Here is a 25,473-nt window from a genome sequence, read left to right on the forward strand (position 1 = left end):
ATTCGTCACAGTCCGTCACTTCGCTGGCCAACATCAAGCCTGGAAGTGCGACATCCCCCTCGCCTAGTAAGCGACCCGATGCCACGACTACTCTTGGCCCACCTCATTACCAGCTCGCTCCACTACAACAAGTTACCCAAAACGACCACATGCGAGTCCGGAGCGCAGCTCGGTCGAACCTGAACACCCCCAAGCAGGACTGTCACACACCCAGAGTGACAGGTTGACGAGACTCAACATGTTCTCCAAGCAGGCAAAATGCTGACACGGTCAGCCGCAGGAAGGCCGAATGGCAACGACATCACCCGGCACCGGAACCGCTGCCGCCGCGCACAGCAATGAGACAGCCTTTGTCTTTGTTCCCAACCTGTGCAACGCGGCTTGCGCGTTTTGCTACGTTCGCCCCAGCCTTTCGCGGGAAGCTCACGCAAGCAAGCTCGTGCTGCGCAGAGCCCGCGCCGCGGCCGAAGCCCTGGCCGGACTCGGCTTCCGGGAGGTCAGATTCACCGGAGGAGAACCGACAATCTTTGCAAATCTACCGGAAATTATCGAACCATTTCTCGAATTTGATTTGCAGTACCGTGTCCTCACCAACGCCATAGACGTCGAAGCGCAACTTCCTTTTTTTAGTCGCCACCCTCCGGAACGATTCACCATCAGTGTGCACGACACAGCCGACCCGTCGTCCACTTTTGGCGTTTCCATGAGTCGCGAACAGTGGGCCGAAAATCGACGCAAGCTCGTGTCCATATCAGAGGTTGAGGCAACATTTGTACTTGCGGATGCCGCACACGAAGAATCAATCGTGCACCACGCCATAGGCGAGCTCGCGAACGATGGCATCCGCCATATCAAGCTAATCCTGGAGAACTCTCACCAACAAAATTCGCAAATCTTTTCAAAGGTGGCGAACAACCTAAGGAAAGAATGGAACGACACTTTTGAGACGTTCCGCTTCACTGCAACAGAAGCAGTCACTTGCAAGCTCCCAGACAGGGCATTCCCCTCTATCGAACTTGGACGTGGAGCAGTCTATGCGTGTTGCGTACAGGTAGGCGATCGCCATCTGCCAAGCGGCCATTTTTCGAGATTTGCCACCGACGTCGACGCCGCCCGCAAGGCCATCGACAGCGTCATAACCTCAGCAAGGAGCTACCGCACCTCTTTCTTGCCATGCTCCGAAGGAAGTCGATTCTGCCCGATTGCTTTGGACCAGCGAAGGGATAACTGATGAGACTATCGGGATGGCTGCAGCGCCGCCACGAACTCAGCACCTCAGTACTGCTTGCCATCCGAGAGACGAATAGTCGATTCCGACTCAAGGGCTCCTTCGCACGACACGATTTTCACCTCCTAGAAGACGGATCAAAAACTTTTAGTGATATCGACCTCGTGCTCACCGACAATGCCCGCGACCATCGAGCCTGGGAAGCGGACGTCGCGAAGCGAATGATCCAGCAAGGATGGCCGATTCGAGTATCCGTCAAGCACTTCGATCCACTGAAAAAGGTCACCCCTGCAGACTCCCAACTGCTGGCACTGACAGAGCTGGCACGCTTCAACATACGACGTACAGAACCTCACTTCGATTCTTACATACTCGCAAAAACAAGTTTGACACTTGCCAAAAACTCAGGCATGAAGCATGAAAAAGGATTGTCAGACAACCTCATACAGTTCGCCAAACTGGCAAAACTTGGTTTCATCACCGAATTCGACGAAGAGTCCACCATCCACATGATTGAAAATTTGCCGCAATCTCCGGTCTTGGGTCATTTCCGGGAGCTCGTATGGAAACGTGACGTCAGCGGCATTCGTTCGTGGACGATAACACAACTGAAGCAATCCACCATGCACCCATGGCTTCGAGATCGAATGACACAAATTCTCGAGGAAGGCCCAGGACAGTAGAGTAATTGGCATCCTTCTCTTCGAGTTGAAAATCCGAGGGAGGCAGTCCGGCACGCAGCTGCCTACACTCATCCGGGAGCGCTCCCCCTCATACCGAAGAGCGAACCGGGCCTACCGTTACACCTGCGATGAAGCCGCGATTGCAACACCCCTCGGCATGTCCACAATTTGTCATCTCAGACTCCCGAACCCAGTAAACCGATCTTCACCTCCGGTCCCGATGGTGATCAACCACCACCTCCCAGTGGCACTACTGGACGGTCACCGATGGTCTACTCGTCAAGACTGGGGCAGGCCAGTCACACAGAGGCCCGCCTCGCCTGGACTCTTGCCGATGATGCTGAAATCAGACAAGGGCGAGTCACCCGCTGGAGCGCAAGACCAGGCACAATCTGAACATGCGCATACGTGGAGAGCCGTTCACCCTTCCGGCGGAGCCCGTGGCGCTCGATGCACTGGGCGTCCCGACTCGGGATGCCACCTGCCGCAGACTCGGGGTGAACACCATGCCGGACAGGCCCTGCACAGCGCGCGGAGCATCCTCCGGCCGGATTCCCATCGATTCCGCACTTTACGGAAAGGATCCGAGAAGATTGTGATCGATTTTATAAAATCACTCGGAGGCTGGGCCGGTGTGCTCACCATTCTCCTCGGCGCAATCCTCGGCGTACTGGTGCAGAAGGGGTGGGACAACCACCTCGGGAAGGCGCTTCCTGTTTGGCGTAGAAAAATTCTTTCGCGCCTCGACAGCGCACGCGGACGGACGCTGGCCGTCGGACTGACACGACCTTCACCAGGCGCGGTTTTGCCCGCGTATTTCCGCCAGCAGGAGGCGCAGGTCGACCTCGCCATCTTCGAACTGAGCCTGAGGCCAAATGTGCCCGTCATGGACCTTCTCTACCTCGAATATCTGCGAGCACGACTAGCCGACAGATCGATCAAAAAGGCCGTGATAGTCCCATGGAGCGGCTGGAGAGACAAGGCCAACGCCGCAGGCGAACGAAAGATCCAGCGAAACATCGCGGCAATATTCGGTCGCCTGACCGAACAAGTGACGGTCGTCACTGCAGAAATGCTACAGCAGCACGCAGGAAGCGTTTTTGAAAATCACTTTTTCGAAGTGGTAGGCAATCTGGGCAACAGCGAATTCCTGCGTAATGCCTCAGCCGTCATGGGCTATCGTTTTCGCTCTTACCACGACATCAACCAGGGACACCCGGAGACACATCAGGCGCGCTCCATTGTCGAGCACACCGTTCGAGGATGGCTCATTGCCAAGTACATTGAATGCGAGCATCTGAGCAAACCGGGCGGACCCCAGAAGATAGCATCGATCATGTGGGAACGCGAACTGACAAAACTCTTGTTACTTCGTAACCTTCTCGAGTCACATCCAGACCTGGAGTACTCCTTGATACTTGGCACGAGCGTCACCTATCGAAGAAGAATGCGTTCACATCCCGTACCAACCTTCGCCGAATCCGCTCTTACGGCGTTCGGCGACATAGACCAACAGCACGAACTGATTCGACGGAAGAGTCGCGCAGAAGTACGCCGCACGAACGAGGTCCTCACAGATATCTTGGCTACACGGTCTACCTTGAGCGACCTGGCCGTGTGGGGCGCGAATCCCGACGGGGTGGCAGATCTGCGGTTGCGCGGTGACGCCAAGGCGACGATGAGGTCGATGCGTCGAATCCTAGCCCTGTACGGAACAGAGGAGTAGTTGGTTCGGGTTCAAGCACGGAATTGTCTCCCCGAATTCAACTGGTCTCCGACTGCTGCCGACGGCTAGAGCCGGTAGAACACGTCATACTGGTACCATCGTCGACGGTGCAGCCGGTACGCGACGAAATTGTCGCAACGCCGAGAAAACAGTGATGCGACGGCGCGGTTGCCATCCTGCTAGCCCTGTGCCAGTACCCATCAAGATTTAAGCACCGCGGCCGGCGACGCCGGTGGTTTCCGTGACGCCGGATTCGCGCGAGCCGATGCCGCCCGGGCCGGCGGTGGCCGGCAACGCGGCGGTATCCGCGGCGATGAGCGGGACGCCCCGGGATGGCCGCGCCGGGCCGTCGGCGCTGCTGGCAGGGGCTGGTCGGGAACCAGGCCGTCGCCGCGTCGGCCCAGGCAACCGTCCCGAAGCCGCCGCCTCTCGCGGTGACGCGGTCAGCCCGTGTCCGGCAGGCGTTTCCGCTGGGGCCACCGGGTCAAGACGGGTACTTCGCCGTCGCGGAAGCGGCGGGCGCATTCGTGGCGGCGGGGTTTGCCGCTCGTCGTGCGGGGGATGCGGCCGCGGGTCACCGCCACGACTTCGGTGTCGACGGGCAGTTCCGCGGTCACCGCGCGGACCGCCGCGGCCGCCGCCGTGGTGAGCGCCCCGGGGTCGGTGCGGTCGGCGGCCTCGACCAGGATCGTGACCCGCTCCCCCGTCCAGCAGGCCACCGCCAGTTCGCCGTCGAACAGCGGGTGGGCCGCCGTGGCCAGGACTTCGAAGTCCTGGGGGTGGTAGTTGGCGCCGTTGACCACGATCACGTCCTTGCGGCGGCCGGTGACGAACAGCTCGGGCCCGTCGAGGAACCCCAGGTCGCCGGTGCGCAGCCAGCCGCGGCCGTGGCTCTTCAGGCGGACGTCGAAGGTCTCGCGGCTGAGCTCGGGGCGGCCCCAGTAGCCGGTGCCGTTGGCGGGCGACCGCACCCAGATCTCGCCGACCCGGCGCGGGGGCAGCACGTGGAGGGTGGCCGGATCGACGATCGCGATCTCGACGCCCGGCGCGGGCTCGCCGCAGCTCACCAGCTCCACACCGGCGGCCTCCTCGGCGCGGCCGGCCGCCAGCGCGTCGCGGGCGTACGAGCGGACCGTCGGTGGCGCGTCGGCGGGACTGCTCGTGACGAAGAGCGTCGCTTCCGCGAGGCCGTAGGCCGGTGTCGCGGCCGTGGCCGGCAGACCGCAGCCGCCGAACGCGGACTGGAAGCCGCGCAGGGTCTCCGGGCGGATCGGTTCGGCGCCGGTGATCGCGACGCGCCAGCCGGACAGGTCCAGCCCGGTCTTCGCGGCCTCGCGCGTGCGGCGGGTGCACCAGGCGTACGCGGTGTCGGGCGCCGCGGTCATCGCGCCGGGCCGGCCCGAGAGCGCTCGCAACCAGCGTTCCGGGCGCATGACGAACGTCTCGGGTGCCATCACCACGGCTTGGGCGCCGGAGTACAGCGGCTGGAGGATGCCCAGGCACAGGCCCATGTCGTGGTAGGTGGGCAGCCAGCTGACGAGGGTGTTGCCCGGCTCGACCGCGAAGTGGCGGCGCAGCATTTCTTGGTTGGCGAGCAGCGCGCGGTGGCTCAGCATGACGCCGCGGGGCTGAGTGGTGGAGCCCGAGGTGTACTGCAGCAGCGCGAGTTCCTCCGGACCGGCCGGGTCCGGGCCCGGCATTGGCTCGCAATGCTGGGCTGCGGCAGCCACCGGCTCGGAGCCGCCGGGCCCGGCTGCCGCACCCGCCTGCAGGACCGCCGGTCCGGCCTCGACACGCTGGACTGCGGCAGCCACCGGCCCGGGGCCGCCGGGCCCGGCTGCCGCACCCGGCAGGGCCGCCGGTCCGGCCTCGACACGCTGGACTGCGGCAGCCACCGGCTCGGAGCCGCCGGGCCCGGCTGCCGCGCCCGCCTGCAGCGCCGCCGGTTCGGCCTCGACACGCTGGGCTGCGGCAGCCGCCAGCTCGGGGCCGCCGGGCCCAGCTGCTGCACCCGGCAGGGCCGCCGGTTCGGCGTCGACACGCTGGGCTGCGACAGCCGCCGGCTCGCGGTCGACCGGTCCGGCCACCGGCACCACCTGCAGTGCCGCCAGTTCGGGGTGGTCCGCCCAAGCCGCGGCCACCACTCGGGCCTGCCCCTCAGGCACCACCACCGCGGCCGGGGCGCAGTCCTGGCAGATCGCGACCAACCGGGTGTAGCGGTCCGCGCCGGATCGGCCGAAACGGATCGGGGGCGTCGGCACGGCGACCAGCCGGGCGTACGAGCACGCGAAGAACGCCACCGGGAACCCCAGCTCCGGCAGCGCGGGCAGCAGCACCCGGTCGCCGGGCTCGGCGACCGTACGCAGCCGCGCCGCGAGCGTCCTCGCCGCCAGGTCCAGCTCCGCCGCCGTCAGCTCAGCGGCCGGTGAGCCGTCCGCATCGAGGGCGGTGAACACCGTGCGGGCGGCCGCCGGGCCCTGGGCACGGGCGTGCAGCAGGTCGGCGAACGTCACCGCGGGCCGAGCCTCGGCAGGAACCGCCGGGTGTGGGTGAGGTACGCCCGGTACTCCGCACCGAAGCGCGAGCCGGCCAGGCGGCGTTCCTCTCCCGCGGCGGTCACGTTGAACATCAGCACCACGTAGCCGAACAGCGCCAGGGTGACCACGTGCGGGAACAGCAGCACCGCCGCGAGGTAGACCAGCAGGTACGACGAGTAGAACGGGTGCCGGATCCGCCGGTACGCGCCGTGGGTGACGATGCGCACCGGGGCGTCGTCGCGCTGGTGGAAGTGGGCCAGTGGCGTGCGGTGTGTGCCCCAGGCGAAGAACATCAGCGCCACCGACGCGACGCTCGGCACGACCGCGGCCAGCGCCAGCGGCGTCGCCCACGACGCGGGAGTCAGCGGGGCCACGCCGGTGAAGTACGCGGTGATCAGCAGCAGCGGGCAGGCGACGTGCGGCACCGCCGTCAGCCACCAGCGGAGGGTGGTGGAGAAGTCCCGCTTGAAGAAGAACAAGGTCAGCAGTCCGATGCAGGCGAAGTTCGCCAGGACCTGGAGCAGTACCGGTGCGTTCATCTGGTGACTCCTGTGAGGGTGGGTGACGGGGCGGCGGGCGTGCGGCGGCGGGACGACGGCCACCAGTTCCACCGCCCCATGAGCCGCATCGCGGCGGGGGCCACGACCAGCCGGATCAGCGTGGCGTCGAGCGCGATGCCGATCGCCAGTCCGAAGCCGAGCTGCCGGATCGGCAGGATGCCCGCGAGCATGAACGCCCCGAACACGGCGACCATCAGCACGGCCGCGCCGGAGATCAGCGGCGCGGTGCGGGTCAGGCCGGCCGCCACACTGTCCACATCGGACGCGCCCGCGAGGTGCTCCTCGCGGACCCGGTCGAGCAGGAACACCTCGTAGTCGGTGCTCAGGCTGAACAGGATCGCGAGCAGCAGCACCGGGACGAAGTTCTGCACGTACCCGAACCCGGCGAGGTTCCACTGGAACACCGCCACCAGCACGCCGTAGGTGGCGGCCAGCGACAGCAGGTTCATCGCGATCGCCTTCAGCGGCAGGAAAACCGCGCGGAAGACGAGCATCAGCAGCAGGTACGTCACCACCGCGAGCACCAGCAGGACGAGCGGCAGGCGGTCTTCGATCGCCGCGTTGGCGTCGACGCCCTCCGCTGTCTCGCCGCCGGTGATCGCCGTGAGGCCGCCGGGAAGCTCGGCCGTGGCGGCGCGGACCGCGGTCAGCAGTGCCCGCGTGCTTTCGGCCGACGCGTGGTCGTCGGGCACCACCTCCAGCACGATCGAGCGCCGGTCGGCGGAGAGGTAGTGGCCGGCGGCCGGGCGCAGCGCCGGTTCGAGGAGGTCCGACGGCGGGTCCACCCGGCGCACGTGGTCGAGTCCGGCGAGCCGGTCGTGCAGCCGGCGGGCCTCGTCGCCGCCCGCGCTGCCCGGCAACGGTTCTTCGCCGCGGACCACGACGACGATCGGCGACGCCGTGCCGCGGCCGAACTCCTCGTCCACCGCGTCGTACCCGGCGCGCACCGAGGAGGACGGCGGCAGGATCCGGACGTCCGGGGTGAACGTGCGCAGGTCCGCCGCGGGCGCGGCGAGCAGCAGCAGCGCCGCGGCGGCCGGCAGCAGGAACGCGACCGGCCGTGCCATCACCCGGCGCGCCAGCCGGCCCCACCGGCTGCCGGTGCGGGGCTCGCACAGCCGTTTCGGCTGGGGCACCCGGTCGCCGAGCAGGTACAGCACGGCCGGCAGCACCAGCCCGGCGGCGAGCACCGCGGTGCCGACCACCACGACGACGCCGAGCGCGATCGACTTGATCGCGTCCAGCTCGATCACCAGCAGCCCGCACGTCGCGGCCGCGACGATCGTCCCGGCGAACAGCACCGTCCGGCCGCTGGTGCGCAGGGTCGCCGCCAGCGCCGCGAAGCGGTCACGGCGACGCGCGTACTCCGCCACGTACCGGGAGATCACGAACAGCGAATAGTCGACGCTGACGCCGAGGCCGATCATGCTGGCGGCGCTCTGCACGAACAGCGACAGCTCGTACCCCTCGGCGATCCGCGCGAGCAGGCCGAGCGCCCACACGATCGCGGTCACGCCGGTGAGCAGCGACAACGCGGTGAGCAGCACGCTGCGGTACAGCAGGTACAGGATCAGCAGGATCAGCGGCAGGGTGATCAGCTCGGCCCGGGCCAGTCCCTGCTCGCTGAGCCGGTTCACCTCGCCGAAGAACGTGCCGGCGCTGACCAGGGCGACCCGCAAGCCGTCCGGGGCGTACCGGCGGTCCAGCTCGTCCTGGACCGCCGGCAGCACCTGGCGTGCCTCGCCTTCCGGCAGGTCGAGCCCGACCATCGTGATCGCGGTCCGCCCGTCGCCGCCGACGAACCGCGCCCGGGCCGCGGACCCGGCGTCCAGCCAGCCGTAGCTGCTGGTGGCCCGCAGGCGCGGCTCGGCGACCGGCGCGCGCATCGCGTCGCCGACGCGGGCCGCGAACTCCGGCGTGCCCGCCTGGTGCCGCTCGTCGCGCACGACCAGCGTGACGGTGCTCGCCCCGCGGCCGGTGAACCCCTCCCGCAGCGCGGTGGCGACGCGTTCGGACGCCGACCCCTCGACGTACCACCCGCCGCCGCTGAGCCGGCCCGGCAGCTGCCCGGCGGCGATCCCGGCGACCGCCAGGGTGAGCAGCCACAGCACCACCACCGGCCACCGGAACCGCCGCAAGCCGCGCGCGAGCCGCGTCGACGCGCTCACGGCGCCGGTGCGGTCGCGTGCCGCTCGGCCAGCAGCCGCTCGAGGTCGCCGAGGGTGCGCAGGTCCTCGAGGTCGTCCTGGGTGAGCACGACGTCGTACTCCTCCTGCAGGTCCACGGCGACCTCGATGAACGCGAAGCTGTCCGGGAGCAGCTCCCGGATCGTGGTGTCGCGGGTGAGGCGCTCGGCCGGGGTCGCGGTGAGCTCGGCGACGCGGCGCGCCACCTGCTCGAAGGTGACGCTCACGGTGCCTGCTCCCCGAGGAACGCGATCCGGTCGCCGTACTCGGCGAGGGTCTTCGCGTAGATCTCCTGGTCGGCGGCGGTGAACCGGTCGAGGGTGGCCGCGATGTGCTCGGCGCCGTACCGGCTTTCCATGTCCCGCAACGCGTCCCGGACGTACTGGACGTGCCAGCGCTCGTCGAGCATGATCCGCTCGATCGTCTCGCGGACCCGTGGGTGCAGGCCGGGGACGCGCAGGTGCTGCCGGTACTGCCCGATCACCCGCTTCTCGAAGACCTGGGTGATCGCCATGACCTCCATCAGGTTCGCGGGCATCCCGATCGCGCGCAGGTACTGGTCCTGATAGGACTCCCGCAGTTTGACCGGGGTGGCGTCGAGGTCGTTGACGCACTCGGTCCAGTAGCGGGCGTGGTTGGCCTCGTCCGCGAAGTGGTGCGTCACCTCGGCCTGCAGCTTGCCGGTCTTGACGGTGCGGGCGACGCGCCCGAAGAACAGCGCGCCGTTGATCTCGGAGCTGCGGTAGTAGCTGAGCAGCCACAGGTCGTTTTCGGACAGGGTCATGCGATCTTCTCCATTCGGGAAACGCCGGACCGGCCCCACCGCGTGCGGACCAGCTCCGCGCAGGCCACGGCCGCCAGCTCGCGGACCCGGACCGGCGGCCGGGACGGCCACGCGGCGGCGAGACGCCGGTTGTCGAACCGCTTCGGGAGGAACAGCTGGGCCGCGAACGGCGCCACCGAGTCCAGCGCGGCCGCCAGCGGGCTGGCCGACAGTCCCCGGGCCGCGGTCACGAGGTCGCGGAAGCTGTCGCGGTCGCAGAACCGGGGCCGGAGCACCCGGCGGCGGCGGAAGCCGGGATCGGTCTCGAACACGTCGAAGACGTCCTGGATCAAGGTGCCCAGGCTGACCGTCTCGGCCGGCGACGGCGCCAGGTGGTAGATCCCCGCCGGTGTGTCGGGATCGGCGAGGCGCACGGCGCCGCGGGCGGTGAAGTCGGCGTCGGCGAGGTAGAGCCGGGTGTCCGGGTCGCCGGGTACCAGCGAGAGCAGCCCGTAGAAGTACAGCTTGAGCGTGTTGTGGAAGGCGTTGTGCCGGCTCACGGCCCCGGTCGCGTCGTCGGCGACCACGGTCGCCGGCCGGGCGACCGACAGCGGCAGCCCCGCATACCCGGTCAGCAGCCGCTCCGCCTCGTACTTGGACCACTCGTAGTGGTTCGCGAAGCCGGCGGCGCCGTCGTGCGCCCGCTCGGTCACCTCGCCGGTGCGCTCGCCCGCGCTGTACAGCGTGGAGAGCACCAGCAGCCGCCGCAGGCCGGGGCAGCGCGCGGCGAACTCGGCGACCTTGCGGGTGCCGGCGACGTTGACCGCTCGCGCCACCGGCAGCGGCACGGTGAACTCGGTCCGCGCGGCCACGTGCACGACTCGGGTGACGGGGCTCGGGTCCACGGCCCGGAACGGGGCCGGGTCGAGCAGGTCCACGGGCACCACCGTGATCCGGTCCTGGTGCGTGGCACCCAGTTCGCGCCGCAGCGAGGTTTCGAGGCCGGCCGGCTCGCCGCGGACGGTCAGGAGCAGCCGGTCGCCGGTTTCGGCCAGCAGCCGCGCCACGATCCGGCGGCCCAGGTAGCCCGCGGCGCCCGTGACCACCGTCAGCCCGGTCACGACGCCACCGCCACGGCTGTCACCCGGCGGGCCGCGGCCACCACGTCCGGCCAGCCGGCCGGGGCCGGGCCGTACCGGTCGGTGAGGGCGTACAGCCAGCGTTCCAAGCCGAACGCCACGCACCCGGTGGTCGCCGGGCGGCCGTGGCGGGTGATCTCGTAGGCGTCGCCGAAGGTGTCCTCGTGCAGGTTCACCGACGCGATCGCGAGGTCGCGGTAGGCGGCTTCGTGCTTGGTCGGCGACAGCCGCTGCGCCAGGTACTTCGGGCTGCGGGTGGGCCGGAAGAACGGGTCGGTGGCCGCGGCCCAGCCGACCGGCAGGGCCAGTTCGCGGAACAGCGCCGTCACCAGGTCCGTGGCGGCACGCAGGAACCCCGTCACCTCCCGGCGGTCGCCGAGGCAGACGATCTCCCGCATCCGGAACGCCCACTGCCGGCGCAGCGGCTCGTAGTGGGTTTCCCGGCGGAAGCACGTGTTGCGGGTCGTGACGTACCGCGGGCCGCTCAGCGCCTCGCCCCGGTGGTGGACGTAGACGTGGTAGCAGGCCGCGGGGGTGAGCACCTCGCGCACGGGGGCGAGCCGGGTCAGGCGGACGCCGGTCTCGTCCAGCGGGCGGGTGGTGAACTCGCCCAGGTTCTCCTCCGCCGGGTCCAGGCCGCAGGCGAAGGTGGCCAGGTGCGGGAACGACGTCAGGAAGTCGACCGCCTGCAACGCCTCGGCGTCGAGCATCGCCGGGTGGTCCTCCGGCTCGGCCGGCCACCGGCCGGCGAGGACGGTCCACGCCTCGTCGCACGCCTGCGCCAGCCGCAGCAGCGGTCCGGACAGGACGACCTGCCCGTCCGGGCGCCACGCCAGCCCGGCCGGCATCGGCCGCGCCACCGCCGGGGTCACCGCGCACCGCCCAGGAACCGGTCCGCGATCACCCGCAGGCTGTGGAAGTCGCCGGGCCGCAGCTGTTCCACGTCGATGGGTTCGCCGCGCAGCCGTTCCAGCAGCAGGATCAGCTCGGGGACGTGCAGCGACGTCAGGATGCGGCCTTCCAGCAGCGGCAGGTCGTCGGTGAGTTCCCCGGGCGGCAGGCCGGTCGCCTTGGCCACCACCCAGGTCCGGACTTCGTCGAGTTCAGAAGGCATCGGCGGGCTCCTCGGCCAGCAAACCGGTGGACAGCAGGAACTTCAGGCACTTCGCCGAGACGCGGCGCCGGTGCTGCCGCTGTGCGGTCGCGTGCCACGCCGCTTCGGCGACCTCCCACGGGTCGGGGTGGCCGCAGTCGGCGTAGACGTCGGGGTTGTAGTACTCCCGCCAGGTGGTGACGAAGAACTGCCCGAGGTACGCGCGCAGTTCGGCCAGCCGCGCCGTGCTCCAGGACGGCGAGTACACCTGCCAGAGCGCTTCCACGATCGCGCGGTTGAACACGAGGTGCCGCGATTCGTCGGCGTGGTGCGCCTCGTTGATGAACAGCGCCAGCGGGTGCAGCCGGTCGTCGCGCGCCTGCAGGACGTTGTACCGGTCCGCGTGCTCTTCGAAGATCAGCACCTTCGCGAAGAACAGCAGATCGGAGACCTCGCGGTCGGCCGATTCGACGAAGGGCAGGTGCCGGCTGCGGTAGACCTTGTCGTAGCGGCGGCAGAACCCGCCGAAGTAGACGCTGTGCTTGTTCTCCTCGTCGAGGAAGTGGTGCAGGTAGTCGGCGATCTCCGCCAGGTCGGGGCGGTAGAGCCGGCGGGCCACCCCTTCCATCAGCGCCTTCTCGCCGTGGATGTTGAGGCTGAAGAAGTTCGCCGCCTCGTGGAAGGCGAGCCGGCGCGCCGCCGTTTCGTCCGAAGGCCACGCGCTCGTGCCGTACAGCGAGGACAGCTCGGGGGTGAAGAACCAGCCGGTCTCCGGGTCGAGTTCCGCCGGCCACTCCACCGTCCGGTACGGGTTCGTGTACTTCGCCCGCGACAGTTCGGTGAGCCGGTCGAGTTTCCCCGCCATCGACGCGATCGCTTCGCGCAGGGACGGCGGGTCGGTCTGGGTGGTCATGGACGTTCCTCCACGGCTTCGAGCACGACGGCCTGCCAGTTGAGGCCGTAACCGGCGACCACGAGCAGCACGAGGTCGCCCCGGCCGGCCCGGCCGGAGGCCGCCAGCGAGGCGAGGTTGACGATGTTGTCGGCCGAGATCGCGTGGCCGTTGTCCGGCAGCGACGGCTGCCAGACGCGGTCCGCGGCGATGCCGACCAGGCGCGGCAGGATCTGCCAGGCCGCGCGGTGGGTGTTCTGCGGCACCACCCAGGCGATGTCGCCTGCGGTCAGGCCCGCGCGGTCCAGCAGCTCGCCGATCAGCAGCGTGACGTACGAGAAGTAGGAACCGAGCGTCTCGTCGTCGCCGGCCTGGTGCAGGCCGCCGTTGGTGATGTGGTGCGAAGCCACCAGACGGAAGCCGGACGGCGCCGTGCCGACCAGGCACGCGGCCGCGCTGTCGGAAATCAGGTTGTACGAGTGCTCGTACCGCGAGCCGGCCGGGAAGCGGTCGGCGGTCACGCACAGCACCCGCCGCCACCCCGGCTCGGTCAGCAGCAGCGCCCGCGCCACCCGCAGCGCGCCGAGCATCGTCGTGCAGCCCTGCTGGGTCAGCCCGAGCACCACGGCGTCGCCGAGCCCGAAGTCGGCTTGGAGGCGGCTGGCCGGGAAGTCCATCAGGTACGTCACGTCGCCGGAGGCGCGCCACCGCTCCTCGTCGCCGACGTTCCCGTTGCCGGGCAGGCAAGTCGCGTAGACGATCGCGTCGATCCCGGCCCGCAGAACGGCTTCCGGGAGGGCCCGCACCGCCGCAGCCGCCAGGTCGTACGCCGTGGTCCCGGGTGCGCACCGGTGGTGCCACTCGAAACCGGCCGAAGCGAGGTCCGCCGACGACGAGCGCAGCAGCTCCGCGTCCCCGGACTCGGTGACGTGCGCCTTGAGTTCCCCCATGGCGTGCACGAGGTGGTCGACGTAGACGTCGGTCATCGAAGCTCCCTTCGGCGGTCAGGCCGGGAGTTTCGCTCCCGGCTGCGGCCGGGTTTGTTGTGGAAGTGTTGTGGCCCGCGGCCGCAACACATCCACAACGTTTTCCCCGCATCCCCCGGCGACGGTGTGCGACATCGGCACACCCCGGGGAGGACACATGCGGAAGCTGCTCACCACCGTGGCCGTCGCCGCCGCCTTGGCCGGGTGCGCGGCACCGCCGAACCTCTTGCGCAGCACGGATCTCCGGCTGCCGCTGGACGACTACCTGCTGTCCCCGGCCGAACTCCGCGAGCTCAGCGCGGCCCGGGAGCTGCTGGTCCGGCGTTGCCTGGCCGCGGCGGGCTTCGCCTACCCGTCGCGAGCGGACTCGGCACCGAAGGGTCCCCGGACCTGGAACGAGCGGCGTTACGGCGTCACCGACGCGGACCTCGTCGCGGTGGACGGCTACGGGCTCGGCGACCGCGAGCCGACCGGCGACAAGCCGGCCCCGAAACTCGACGCGGCGGCCCGCGCGGCCCTGGAGGGCCCGCGGGGGTGCGCGGCCAAGGCCGGCGAAGAACAGCGCCGCGGCGGCCCGGAGCTCGATCGCGACCTGCCGCGCCGGCTCGCCTCCGAAAGCTTCGCCCGATCGCGGGGCGCCCCGGAGGTGACCGACGTCGTCCGGAAGTGGTCGGACTGCATGCGCGCCGGCGGGTTCGCCTACGACGACCCGCTCGCCCCGCCGGCGGACCCGCGGTGGGCCGGGCCGGGCAAGCCGGCCGCGGCCGAGATCGCGACGGCGACCGCGGACCTCGAGTGCAAGCGGCGCACCAACCTGGTCGGCGTGTGGTTCACCGCCGAGACCGCCGTCCAGCGCGGCCTGGTCGACGGCAACCGCGCCGCGCTGGAGTCGATCCGGCGGGCCGCCGACGCCGAGCTGGCGTTGTCGCGGCGGCTGCTCACCCCCTGAACCGGCGCGGCGGACCGGCCGCGTGGAAACAAAGATCGGAGTGCAACGATGCGAAAGCTCATGACCAGAGCCGGGATCGTGCTCGGCACGCTCGCGCTCGCCGTCGGCGTGGCGGCGGGACCGGCGGCGGCCGCCCCCGCCCCACCCGCGCCCACGACGTCGCACGACTCGGCAGTGGGCCAGGGCAAGGCACCGAGCCCGGTGAAGAAACGCGGCGACGCCACCACGAACGTCTCACCGGGCAACGGCGTCTGCGAAGTGTTCGAGTTCTGCCTGTTCCGGCTGAGCGGCTTCCAGGGCAGCATGGTCGACATCTTCCGGAACGTGCCGAACTACGCCGGGGTCCTGTACTTCGTGTGGGCCCCCGGGGTCGGCGAGCCGATCGCGAACAACAGCCAAAGCGCCTTCAACGGCGACCCGGACTACTTCGTGATCACCTGCACCGACCCGGGCTACAGCGGCCAGTGCGGGTACATCCCCCCGATCAACGGCGGGGACTTCCTGCCCGACTTCTTCCTCAACGTGGAGTCGCACTACTTCACCTGACCGAGGCGGAACCGGACCGGCCGGGCGGTGCTCCGGCAAAGTCAGGTCGGGCCGGCCAGTCCGGCGGATGCGCCCCAATGTGGCGTTCGGTGCGTTGGACGCACCGAACGCCACATTGGGTGCATCCGGGACCGGACCCTGGCCCGGATGGGCGGGGCGAGTTCCGAGCCCAGTGCAACGCGTCCCCGGCGAACGGCAGCGTCCCCGGTGACGCTGCCGTAACGCCGCGAAAGCGCTGGTGCGACGGCTCGGATGCCATCCTGCTGGCCCTATGCCAGTGCCCGTCAAGGTCCACGCACCACAGCCGGCGACGCCGGTGGTTTCCGTGGTGCCGGAAGCACCGGGGGCGGCCGGGCCGGTGCGGGAGGCCGGGCCCGCGGTGGCCGGGAACGCGGTGGCCGGGAACGCGGCGGTGTCCGCGGCGATGGGCGGGACGCCGCCGGGGGCCGGGCCGTCCGGATCCGCGCTGCTGGCCGGGCAGGGGCTGGTCGGGAACCAGGCCGTCGCGGCCTCAGCTCAACGGCAACCCGCGCGCAAAGCGGTCCCGAAGGGGCCGCCGAGGCCGCGGCTCGACCAGCGGGGCGCGGACGACCGCAGCGGCAAGAAGAAGCCCGCGGCCGGCTCGCGGGCGCCGGAGCTGGGACTGGTCGCCCCGGCGCGGCTGGTGCTCCCCTCCTTCAGCCACCGGTTCGACGCGCCGGCCGCGCTTCCGGCGGTGCGGGCCGCGGCCGTCAAGCCGGCGGCGCTGACCGCGGCCGCGCGGGTGTTCCGGGACCTCGTCGAGCGGGCGCGGCGGGCCCACGACGCCCAGCGCGCGCTGCTCGAACGGCTCGGGCGGGGCGCGGTGGACCGGCACAGCCGGCTCGACGGCCGGACGCGGTCGCGGGTCGCGCAAGGCGTGCAGGAGCTGGACGACCTGCGCGGCCAGGCGCTGGGCACCGTCGACACCGCCTACGACGAAGGCACCGCCGGGCTCGACCTCGCCGTGCGGCGCGGACGGCGGCTGGTGGGTTCCGCCACCGCCGGGGCGCTGCAGCGCGTGCGGGCCAACGCGGACACCGCGGGCGAGCAGGTCACCGCGATCGTCGACGACCTGGCCGCCGGCTACACCGGCCTGCTCGAAGACAGCGCCGTCGCGATCACGACCTCGGCCGGGCAGGCGGTCGCCGCCCTCCAGGCCTACGGCGCGTCCGCCTCGAAGCTGTTCCCCGGCGGGACGACGCCGGTGGTGGAGGCCGAGAACGAGGCGCGCCGCGCGGCCGTCCCGGGGCTGGTTTCGGCCGCCGTGACCGCGCGGAACCAGGCGGCGGACGAACAGGCGAAGGCCTATCGAGACCAGATTCCCGTCGTCCGCAAGCAGTTCGACGAGACCGAGCTCGCCAAGGCGCTGAACACGCGCAAGGCGGAGATCGACACCAAGGGCCGGGCCGCCGTGCAGAACGCGAGCCGCACGGCCTTCGGCGCGCTCGGCAGGCAGGCCGCGAGCGGGCACGAGGCGCTGCGGCGGATGGCCGGCGACGCCCGCACGTCGATCGAGCTGCGGCACCGGGCGGCCCGGACGCGGCTGGTCGGCGAGGCCAACGCCCTGCTGCAGGGCTCCCAGGCGCAGGCGAGCGCCGAGCTGACCGGGCTGGAGACGGCCGCGGCGAGCGGGTTGCCCGCCTTCGACCGCACGATCACCGCGGTCCACGAGGGACTCAAGGCGGCGGCCGGCTCCGCGGAAAACCTCAGCCAGGCCGTGGAAAAGGCCGCCGAGGAGACCCGGCCGAAGGTGGACGAGCTCGGCCTCTCGCAACAGCGTGCGGTGACCCGCGCCGACGCGTCGACCGCCGACGCGGTGGCCGGGGCCGAACGGTCCGCGGTCCAGGCAGCCGGGCAGGCGCGCGTGGCCGCGGCCGGTGCGCTGCGCGAGACCGGGGCGGGCGGCGCCCGCGGGATGGGCGACTTCGTGCACGGGCACGACGCGGCCTTCGCGGCCACGGCGAAGGGCGTCAGCCGGGTCGCGGACGCGTGGGCCATGCCGCTGAAACGGGTGTTCGGCGACGCGGTCCGCAAGACCAAGGACGCGATGACCGCGCCGTTCACGGAGTGGAAGGCCGACACGGTCGGCCGGCGGACCGACTTCATCGACGCGGCCTTCACGCCATTCCTGAACCCGGCCACGGCGCTGGCCGGCTCGGTCGACGCGGCCGCCAAGGCGGTGGCGGACGACCTCGACAAGCGGCGGTTCCAGCTGGAGAAGGCGTTCGACGGCTGGGGCACGAACGAGGAGGAGGTGTCGAGAGCGCTGCGCGGCCTGACCGCGACGCAGGGGCGCGCGCTGAGCTGGATCTACGCGAACCACAACGGCTCGCTCGAGGCGGCGCTGCGCGACGAGCTCAGCGGCGCGGACCTCACGTCCGCGCTCGCCTACCTGCGCGGCGACCAGGCCGCGGGGGCCGCGGCCGAGCTCGAAGCCTCGATCCACTGGTACAACGACGAGGAATCGCGCATCGAGGACATCATGCGCAACCTCAAGCCCGAAGAGCTCGACAAGCTCAAGGGCAGCAAGGAGGGCGCGGAGGCGCTCGCCGACGTGCGCGACAACCTCGGCGGCACCGACCTCAAGGTGTTCGACGCGCTCTCGGTCGGCAACCAGAACCTCGCCGACGCGTTCCGGATGAAGGACCGGATCGACGACGCGCGCAAGGCCGGCGACATCGACGCGATCCACGACACCCTCGCCGCCTACAGCAAGGCCCCCACCGAACGCGGCCGCGTCGCGGCCACCCCCGACGAACGCCGGGTGGCCGTGCAGCGCGAGCTCGCGGGCCTGATCGGCGGACCGGCGCGCGGCCCGGCCGCGATCACGCCGGCGCAGGCCGCCGCCGCGGTCAAGAAGTACGCGCTCGCGTCGATCGAAGTGGTCAGCACCGACGCCGAGGGCGGCACGACGACCGAAACCGTCGAAATCACCGGCGCCAACCGGGACCTCGGGGTCGCGCTCATCGAAGGCGGCGAGGACACCGAGGCCGCACGCGCGGCCCGGCTCGGCGTGGAGACCCAGCGGCCCGGCGGGCCCAACCTGCTCAAGCTGGACGCCGCGCTGGTCGACCCGCGGCTCAAGCCGATCCCGGCCGGCCTGCCGGCGGCGGAGCGCGCCCGGTTGCAGGCCGACCGCGACCAGGCGCTGGCCGAGCGCGACCGGATCTTCCGGAAGTACGCCACCGACTACGGCGGCGCGAAGCAGGCGGGCACGCCCGCGGCCGCGAAGACCTACTTGGAAGGGCGGCTGCGCACCGCCGCCGGCGACGACAAGGACCTCGGCGAGCTGGCCGTCGCACTGGCCCACGACGACTACCCGACGCCGAAGACGGCCGCGCTGGCCGTCAAGTACGCGTCGAAGGGCGCGGGCACCGACGAAGAGCTGATGTTCCGCTTCGTCGAGCGGCTGGACCGCGACGAGATCGCCGCGATGCGCGTCGAGTACCGGGATCTCACCGGCACCGCGCTCGACGACGACCTCGGCACGTTCGGGGGCAAGGGCTGGTTCACCGAGCTCTCCGGCGACGACCGGCTGCGGATGGAGCGGGCGCTGCTCGGCAAGCCCCGCAACGACCGGGAACGCGCCGAGGTCTCCGCGTTCAGCATTCAGCAGCAGCGGGACGAGACCGGCTGGCTCGGCTCCTGGCTGGCCGGGGACAGCCTCGCGGACCGGTCGCTGACGTCGGCGAAGGCCGAGCTCACCGCGTCGCTCGGCGGCGCGACCGTGAAGGTCGACGACAAGGGCAACCCGGTCTGGACCGACGCCGCCGGAAAGCCCGTCGCGGCCGGCAGCGGCATGTTCGACAAGGACGGCCGGTACACCGGCGCGGATCCGCGCCAGTTCGCCTCCGCCGTGCGGGCCGGCAACCTCGCGGCCGAGAACTACGCCGCCCGGATCGACAGCATCGCGAACTACCTGACCACGGCGGTCATGGTGATCGGCGCGATCGTCGCCGCCGTCGCCACGGTCGCCACCGGCGGCGCGGCCAGCCCGCTGCTGCTGGCCGCCATCGCCGGGCTCACCGGGCTCGGCTCGATGGGGGTGCACTGGGCGGTCAGCGGCGGCCGGTACGGCTGGGAGCAGGCCGCCGTCGACCTCGGCATGACCGCGGTCCAGGCGCTCACCGCGGGGATCGGGCAGCACCTGTCCCTCCTGGCGCGCGGCAGCACCCAGACCCTCGCCACCGGCATGACGACGCTGCGCTCGGTGCAGGCGCCCCTCGCCCAGACGATGGGCGGCATCACCGGCAGCACGGTCGGCGACCTGCTGGTCATCGGCGCCACCACCGGCGGCATGGGCGGCTTCGGCGGCGCGCTGCTCGACGAAGCGACCTGGCGCAAGGGTTTCGGGGCCGGTTTCGGGAAGCTGCTCGAAGGCACGCTGATGGGCGCGCTCGCGGGCGCGACCAGCACCGTGACGTCGCACGCCTTCGAGTCGATCCCCGCCGGCCGCGCGATCGGCGGCACCCGACCCACCCTCGGCGACGCGCTGAGCGGCTCGACGGCCGCGCGCGCGGCCCTGCGCGGGACGTCGTCGTTCCTCGGCGGCGCGACCGGCAAGGGCGCGGAACTGGGGCTGGGCAAGGCGTTCGGCACCTACCACGGCGACGCGGGCGACATCCTGGCGGAGATGGGCAAGGCCGGCCTGGAGTCGGCCGTCCAGGACAGCGCGGCCGGCCCGCTGGAATCGCTGCACCGGCGGCCGGACCGGGTGGAGGCGCGGGCCAAGCTCAAGCGGCTGCGGGAAGAGTGGCCCGAGCTGGACCGGGCGCTCACCGCCAACCCGGTCGCCCGGGACAGCCTGCTGACCCACCCCGAGTCCGTCGCGCTGCTGGAAGCCGCGCTCGGCGACGTGCAGCGCCGGCTCGCCGGCGCCGGTATCGCCGACGCGGTCCGCCGGGGCGAGGTCACGCCCGAGATCCAGGCGAAGGTCGATTCGATCGTCGGCGACCTCAAGGCCGAACACCCCAACGAGGTCCTCGACCGGGCCGCGCAGGTGAACATCGCCAAGGAGATCAAGGCGGGCACGACCGAGGAAGGCTACCGGCAGCAGGGCTTCGACCCGGCCCGGCGCAAGGATCCCGCCTACCAGCGCGAAAGCGTCGACCGGCTGCGCGCGGAAGCGCCGGCGGCGCAGAAGCAGCTCAACAAGATCGTTTCCGACATCGCGGCCGAGACCGGCGGCGAGGCGTCCTGGCGGCCCGGGGTGAAGGACCGCGGCCGCAGCCTGCGGAAAGTCGCCGAATACGTGGAGAAGTACGACACGGGCGACGCGTCGATGCTCGTCGACGTCGTCGGCGCGAGGATCCGCTTCGAGAGCGTCGACGAGCTCTACCGGGCGCTCGACGCGTTGAAGAACGACCAGCGGCTGAAGATCGTGCGGATCAAGGACCGGGTCACCAAGTCCACGCCGAGCGGCAACCGCAGCGTCCTGATGAACGTGCGGCTGCCCGACGGGCACGTGGCGGAGCTCAAGTTCAGCCTGAAGTCCTTCGAGGCACCCTCGGTCGCCGAGCACCCGCTGTACGAGATCCGCCGCGACTTCGAATCGGCGGCGGTGGTCGCGCGCCGGTCGCCGACCCCGGTCGAAGCGCTGATCACGGCCGCGACCGAGGCGTACGGCCGCCGGAACTACGGCGCCGCGTGGAACCGGGAGATGGCGGGCAGCCGGCTGCGCGAGCTGCTCGCCGAGCACCCCGACGTCGCCTCGATCGCGGCGCGCCTGGTGGCCGATTCGGCGCTGCACCCGACGAACCTCGCGAAGTCGCTCGCCGATCCGCAGAGCCGGGACGCCACCATCGAGATCCTCCGCGATCTCGCCGACCGGCGGGTCATCGGCGAGCGGACGCTCGAGGAGTACCGGGCGGCGAGCCCGGGTCAGGGGCCGCTGTTCGAGCCGGTGGCCCCGGCGATCAACCGGGACGCCGGCCGGGACCGCAAGGCGGTCTTCGTCGAGCAGGCCAAGCAGGCCGATCCGGCCCGCGGGGTCGGTGCCTCGCCGAACCGCGAAGAGCTGGCCCAGCTGGCTGACTACGCGAAGCGGTTGCGGGAGAACGTGCACCCCGCGGTGGAAGCCGAGGTACTCGAGTTCGTGTCGCGGACGGCTCCCGGTGCCGCCGTCAGCGTCCGGACGAAGGACGCTGCCGGCATCCTCGACAAGGTCGAGCGGATGTCGACCGGCTCCGCCAAGCGTCCCGGCCGCCCGGACTACCGGGCCGGCGACGTCATCGACGCGGTGGGCGCCCGGATCACCACCGACAGCATGGCCGACCTGCAGCGGGTCCTCGAAGGGGCGAAGGAGTACTTCCGCACCGGGAGCGACGGCCGCATCCTCGAGATCGAGAACATGTACGCGGAGCCGAAGGACAAGAACCCGGCGTACCGCGTGATCCCGCTCGTCGTGAAGATCGACGTGGGCGGCGTTCCCTATACTTTCGAGCTGCAGCTGACCACCCGGCGGGCCTCCATCGCCGCCGACCTGGAGCACAACACGATCTTCAAGCCGTACGTCGAGCTGACGGAAGCCGAAACGGCGCGGGTCAAGGGGATGCTCGCCGAAGCGGCCGCGCTCGACCAGGAGGAGACCCGGTGAAGTCGCTGGACTTGGGGCCGCTGGACTACCACGAACGCCTGACGTTCGTGTGGATCACCGGCGGAGCGCCCGCGGGGCCGCGGGCCGCGTTCGTCATCGACGGCCGGGCCTACGCGGACGCGGAGCAAGCGCGCGCCGCCGTCCGGGACGCGCTGGAGCAGACCGACCTGCGGGCCGAGGTCGCGGACTTCCGCCCGGCCGGGATCGCGGCGAACGAAGACGAACTCGCGTACTGGCCGAGCTGGGCGGAGTTCCGCCGGTGCCTGGACGTGTACGGCCCGGTGTTCCCCTGGCGCCGCCCGCGCCCTGTCCCACCCGTTCCCCCGCCCGCGGCGGCCCCCGTCGCCGTCGCGCCGGTTTCCGCCGCCCCGGACCGGTACTTCGAATGCTGGGGCGAGCTCGTCGAGATCTTCCCGTGGGGGCAGGGCCCGGAGGATCCCGTGCTGGGCCGCCGCGCGGAGGGGTACGGGCTCAACGGCTACACCGGCGAGTTCGAAGCCGACACCCGGCGCGCCCGGCAGTGCGCCCACGGCGTGGACGACGACGACACCTGGCCGCTGGACGACGAGGACGAGTTCGTCGACGCGGTCGAGAAGCGCCGCGAGCGGCTGCTTCGCACGTCGTTCTACCAGCGGCACGACAAGCCGGAGATCTTCGCCGCGTACGAGCGGGGAGAACCCCGGCGCGTCACGTACGAGATGTGGCGGGAGGCGCAGCGGCGACGGGCGTTCTACTTCTACGGCACCGAGCCGGTGCGCGTCGACCTGACCACTCCGGCGACGGCGTGGCGGCTGGACGCGAAGACGGGCCGGCTGGTCCCGGGCGAGGTCGCCGGAGAAGGCAGGCGGATCACCGAACACGAGTGGCTCCTCGCGATCGAGGAACGGCGGCGTGCGCTCGACGTGGACGGTGCCCTCGCCGAGGCCTACGCGAACGCCGCCGCGGAGCCCGAAAAGTCGTTCCGCAACCGGATCCTGACCCACGCCTTCGACCTGTGGGCCGAGAAGTTCGAGGCGGACCGGTGATGCGGACCTTCTCGGCGAAGGAAGGCTGGCCCGCCGTTCGCGCCGGCTGGGCGGACCGGCTCCCGGAGGCGGACCTGGCGGCGCTGGACGAGGCCGTGGCCTTCGCGGCCCGCCACCACGGTGGGCAGACCCGGCCGGCCGGCGAGCCGTACCTGGAACACCTCCTGGAAGCCACGCGCGTGCTCGTCGAGGCCATTGGCAGCACCGACGTCGACGTCCTGCGGGCGGCCGTGCTGCACGACGTGGTCGAGGACACCGACGGCACGCTCGACGAGGTCCGCGCCCGCTTCGGGGACCGGGTGGCGACCCTGGTCGGCTGGGTGACCAAGCCCGAAGGCGGGGCGCGGGCCGACTACCTGGCGCGCCTGCGCGACGCCCCGGACGACGCGCTCCTGGTGAAGCTCGCCGACCGGCTGAGCAACGTCCAGCGGCTGGACACGCATCCGCGTCCCGCGAAACGCGGGGCCTACTACGAAGAGACCGTCCGCACCATCCTGCCCCTCGCCGCCCGGCACCCGTGGTTCCGGGACTGGTTCGAGACCTGGCGCACCGAGTTCCGCGGGCTCGCCGATGAGCGGTGACCTGCCCGCGTTCTTCCGCGACGGCGAAGTCCCCGCGAAGGTGGTGCGCACCGCCGACGGCCGGGTCACCGCGTTCCGGCTCGGCCCCGGCGGCGGCTGGACCGCATGTCCCGAGCCGGCCGGCCCCGACGTCTCCCGGCTGGACCGCGACGAGTTCCTGACCCTCGTCGAACGGGCGCGCGGCCGGCTGTCCGGGACCGGGCCGCTCTTCGACCTCTACGCGCGGATCGCGGCGGCCGAAGCGGACGGCCGGACCGCGGCGGCGTTGCGCCGGACGTCGTACATCCTGTTCGAGACCGAGCTGCAGCAGCGCGGCGACCCGGGCGCGGACCCCTCGCTCGCCACCGGGCAGGGCGACCCGCGGGTGCGGGCCGCGGTCTCGATGACCGTGTTGTCCGCGCGGCTCGAACCGGTCCTCCGGGCGATCGCCGCCGATCCGGCGGGCGCGGCGCTGCGGGAGCTGCGGCCGCGGGAGGCCGACTACGCCTGGGTTTTCGTGCGCGAGGCGGTCGCGGCCGCCCGGCAGCGGTACGAACGGGCGTGGGACGCCGGGATCGGGTTCCGGCGCCCGGGCGGCCGGTCGCGGATCCGCGTGCACCTCGCGCCGGCCGGCGCGCTCGCGGACGACAACGCGCTGTCACGGCCGTTCCCCGGCGGCTACCGGTCGGTGGCGGACCGGCTGGTGCCGGCGCGGGTGTGGGCCGCGTGGCGCTACCACTCCCCCGGCGCCACCACGGGACTCTCCTACGACGGGCTGGTCTGGTGCGAAGACCACTGGGCGTTCTTCCCGAAGCCCTACCGGGTGCTGGCCTCCGGCTGAGCCAGCAGGGCGACCATGCTGTGCGGCGCGCCGGGGCCGAACATGACCTCGTAGATGTCTTCGTCCGCGGCCTCGGTAGCGGCGCGCTCGAACATCCGCCGTTCGTACCCGGCGATCGCGTTTTCGACGTCGTCCCCGTTTTCGGCCAGTGCTTGCCCGAGTTCGGCGCCGTCCAGCATGGCCAGGTTGGCGCCTTCGCCGTTCGGGGGCATGAGGTGGGCGGCGTCGCCGAGCAGGGTCACCCCCGGCACGCGGTCCCAGCGGTGCCCGGCCGGCAGCGTGTGGAGGCGGCGCAGCACCGGCGGGGTGTCGCTCGCGGTGATCAGCGCGGTGAGTTCGGGGGCCCAGCCGTCGAACTCACCGGCGGCGCGCGCGGTCACCTCGGCGGGATCGAGGCCGGCGAGCCAGTCCTCGGGCCTGCGCAGCTGCGCGTACGTGTGCAGGGTCCCGCCGCTCTCCCGGTGGGCGAGGATCCCCTGGCCGGGGGCGAGCGCGAACAGCGAGCCGCCGCCGACCGCGGCCGCCGCGGCGGGGTGGCGGGTGTCGCCGTCGAAGAGGAACGTCTCGACGACCGAGACGCCGACGTACTCGGGCGTGGCGGCCGACAGCAGCGGCCGCACGCGTGACCAGGCGCCGTCCGCGCCGACCAGCAGGCTCGTGACGACGCTGGTGCCGTCGGCGAAGCGCACTTCGTGGCGGCCCTCGCCGAGGGCTCGCGCGCCGACGGCCTTGTGCCCCCACCGGACGACGTCCGGCGGCAGCGCGTCGAGCAGCAGCTGCCGCAGGTCGCCGCGCTGCACTTCGGGCCGCTCGCCGGTGCCGTCGTCGGGCCGGTCGAGCAGCACGGTCCCCGCCCGGTCGAGGACCCGGTAGGACTCGCGGCCGGGCAGGACGAGCTCGCGGAACCCCTCCGTCAGGCCGGCCGCTTCGAGCGCGAGCTGGCCGTTCCAGGGGTGGATGTCGAGCATCCCGCCCTGGCGGCGCGCGGCCGGCGAGGGTTCGGCTTCGTGGACGGTGACCGGGATGCCGTGCCGGTGCAGCACGCGGGCCAGGACGAGACCGCCCAGGCCGGCTCCGATGATCGTGACTCGTTCGCGCATGGTGTCTCCTTCGATTGGATCGGCGATCCAATCCAAAGCTAGC

Annotated in this window: 20 protein-coding genes; 9 read left to right on the forward strand and 11 right to left on the reverse strand. The window is 71.1% G+C overall.

Annotated features, from left to right (window positions below; genetic code table 11):
• The first annotated feature begins 289 nt into the window (after positions 1–289).
• The 3 genes from SD460_RS38125 (at position 290) to SD460_RS38135 (ending at position 3,637) form a co-directional block, all read left to right on the forward strand.
• Complete coding sequence (locus SD460_RS38125) at positions 290–1,231, forward strand: radical SAM family protein (protein WP_290058954.1); 942 nt, start codon at positions 290–292, stop codon at positions 1,229–1,231.
• On the forward strand, positions 1,231–1,911 hold the full coding sequence (locus SD460_RS38130) for a hypothetical protein (protein ID WP_290058955.1): 681 nt from the start codon (positions 1,231–1,233) through the stop codon (positions 1,909–1,911). The genes SD460_RS38125 and SD460_RS38130 overlap by 1 nt, the downstream gene beginning before the upstream one ends.
• 634 nt (positions 1,912–2,545) lie before the next feature.
• Complete coding sequence (locus tag SD460_RS38135; protein WP_290058956.1) at positions 2,546–3,637, forward strand: hypothetical protein; 1,092 nt, start codon at positions 2,546–2,548, stop codon at positions 3,635–3,637.
• Positions 3,638–4,080: 443 nt separating this feature from the next.
• Here SD460_RS38135 and SD460_RS38140 read toward each other — a convergent pair whose 3' ends face one another.
• From SD460_RS38140 to SD460_RS38185, 10 genes are read right to left on the reverse strand one after another with little or no spacing between them, the layout of a single operon-like run.
• Positions 4,081–6,150, reverse strand: coding sequence for a fatty acyl-AMP ligase (locus SD460_RS38140; RefSeq protein ID WP_318307441.1), 2,070 nt, complete (start codon positions 6,148–6,150; stop codon positions 4,081–4,083).
• Positions 6,147–6,713 (reverse strand): methyltransferase family protein, encoded by a 567-nt coding sequence (locus tag SD460_RS38145; protein ID WP_290063108.1) that lies wholly within the window; start codon positions 6,711–6,713, stop codon positions 6,147–6,149. The genes SD460_RS38140 and SD460_RS38145 overlap by 4 nt, the downstream gene beginning before the upstream one ends.
• The gene (locus SD460_RS38150; protein ID WP_318307442.1) at positions 6,710–8,902 is read right to left on the reverse strand and encodes an MMPL family transporter; all 2,193 of its coding nucleotides are present in this window, start codon (positions 8,900–8,902) and stop codon (positions 6,710–6,712) included. Before SD460_RS38150 ends, SD460_RS38145 begins: the two co-directional genes overlap by 4 nt.
• Complete coding sequence (locus tag SD460_RS38155) at positions 8,899–9,147, reverse strand: acyl carrier protein (RefSeq protein WP_290062223.1); 249 nt, start codon at positions 9,145–9,147, stop codon at positions 8,899–8,901. The genes SD460_RS38150 and SD460_RS38155 overlap by 4 nt, the downstream gene beginning before the upstream one ends.
• Positions 9,144–9,704 carry a ferritin-like domain-containing protein gene (locus tag SD460_RS38160; RefSeq protein WP_290062222.1) on the reverse strand — a complete coding sequence of 187 codons (561 nt, stop codon included), beginning with the start codon at positions 9,702–9,704 and terminating at the stop codon, positions 9,144–9,146. Before SD460_RS38160 ends, SD460_RS38155 begins: the two co-directional genes overlap by 4 nt.
• The gene (locus SD460_RS38165; protein ID WP_318307443.1) at positions 9,701–10,804 is read right to left on the reverse strand and encodes an SDR family oxidoreductase; all 1,104 of its coding nucleotides are present in this window, start codon (positions 10,802–10,804) and stop codon (positions 9,701–9,703) included. Before SD460_RS38165 ends, SD460_RS38160 begins: the two co-directional genes overlap by 4 nt.
• The gene (locus tag SD460_RS38170) at positions 10,801–11,694 is read right to left on the reverse strand and encodes a class-II aminoacyl-tRNA synthetase family protein (RefSeq protein WP_290062219.1); all 894 of its coding nucleotides are present in this window, start codon (positions 11,692–11,694) and stop codon (positions 10,801–10,803) included. Before SD460_RS38170 ends, SD460_RS38165 begins: the two co-directional genes overlap by 4 nt.
• Positions 11,691–11,936 carry a hypothetical protein gene (locus SD460_RS38175; RefSeq protein WP_290062218.1) on the reverse strand — a complete coding sequence of 82 codons (246 nt, stop codon included), beginning with the start codon at positions 11,934–11,936 and terminating at the stop codon, positions 11,691–11,693. Before SD460_RS38175 ends, SD460_RS38170 begins: the two co-directional genes overlap by 4 nt.
• Positions 11,926–12,828: a diiron oxygenase gene (locus tag SD460_RS38180; RefSeq protein WP_290062217.1), complete on the reverse strand. Its 903-nt coding sequence runs from the start codon at positions 12,826–12,828 to the stop codon at positions 11,926–11,928. Before SD460_RS38180 ends, SD460_RS38175 begins: the two co-directional genes overlap by 11 nt.
• Positions 12,825–13,793 carry a 3-oxoacyl-[acyl-carrier-protein] synthase III C-terminal domain-containing protein gene (locus SD460_RS38185; protein WP_290062215.1) on the reverse strand — a complete coding sequence of 323 codons (969 nt, stop codon included), beginning with the start codon at positions 13,791–13,793 and terminating at the stop codon, positions 12,825–12,827. Before SD460_RS38185 ends, SD460_RS38180 begins: the two co-directional genes overlap by 4 nt.
• Positions 13,794–13,950: 157 nt before the next feature.
• Between SD460_RS38185 and SD460_RS38190 the strand changes: the two genes are divergently transcribed.
• The 6 genes from SD460_RS38190 (at position 13,951) to SD460_RS38215 (ending at position 24,330) form a co-directional block, all read left to right on the forward strand.
• Positions 13,951–14,742 (forward strand): hypothetical protein, encoded by a 792-nt coding sequence (locus SD460_RS38190; protein WP_318307444.1) that lies wholly within the window; start codon positions 13,951–13,953, stop codon positions 14,740–14,742.
• Positions 14,743–14,802: 60 nt separating this feature from the next.
• Positions 14,803–15,288, forward strand: coding sequence for a peptidase inhibitor family I36 protein (locus SD460_RS38195; RefSeq protein WP_290062213.1), 486 nt, complete (start codon positions 14,803–14,805; stop codon positions 15,286–15,288).
• A gap of 271 nt (positions 15,289–15,559) precedes the next feature.
• Positions 15,560–21,904 carry a hypothetical protein gene (locus SD460_RS38200; RefSeq protein ID WP_318307445.1) on the forward strand — a complete coding sequence of 2,115 codons (6,345 nt, stop codon included), beginning with the start codon at positions 15,560–15,562 and terminating at the stop codon, positions 21,902–21,904.
• Positions 21,901–22,929: a hypothetical protein gene (locus tag SD460_RS38205; RefSeq protein WP_290058735.1), complete on the forward strand. Its 1,029-nt coding sequence runs from the start codon at positions 21,901–21,903 to the stop codon at positions 22,927–22,929. The genes SD460_RS38200 and SD460_RS38205 overlap by 4 nt, the downstream gene beginning before the upstream one ends.
• Positions 22,929–23,510, forward strand: a complete 582-nt coding sequence (locus SD460_RS38210) for an HD domain-containing protein (RefSeq protein ID WP_290058733.1) — start codon at positions 22,929–22,931, stop codon at positions 23,508–23,510. The genes SD460_RS38205 and SD460_RS38210 overlap by 1 nt, the downstream gene beginning before the upstream one ends.
• Positions 23,500–24,330, forward strand: a complete 831-nt coding sequence (locus tag SD460_RS38215) for a hypothetical protein (protein WP_290058731.1) — start codon at positions 23,500–23,502, stop codon at positions 24,328–24,330. Before SD460_RS38210 ends, SD460_RS38215 begins: the two co-directional genes overlap by 11 nt.
• On the opposite strand, the gene SD460_RS38220 is transcribed toward SD460_RS38215, so the two are convergent.
• Entirely contained in the window at positions 24,306–25,430 is a 1,125-nt protein-coding gene (locus SD460_RS38220) for an FAD-dependent oxidoreductase (RefSeq protein WP_318307446.1), read from the reverse strand. The genes SD460_RS38215 and SD460_RS38220 overlap by 25 nt on opposite strands.
• Positions 25,431–25,473: the final 43 nt, after the last annotated feature.

The organism is Amycolatopsis solani, from assembly GCF_033441515.1.
Classification (GTDB): domain Bacteria; phylum Actinomycetota; class Actinomycetes; order Mycobacteriales; family Pseudonocardiaceae; genus Amycolatopsis; species Amycolatopsis solani.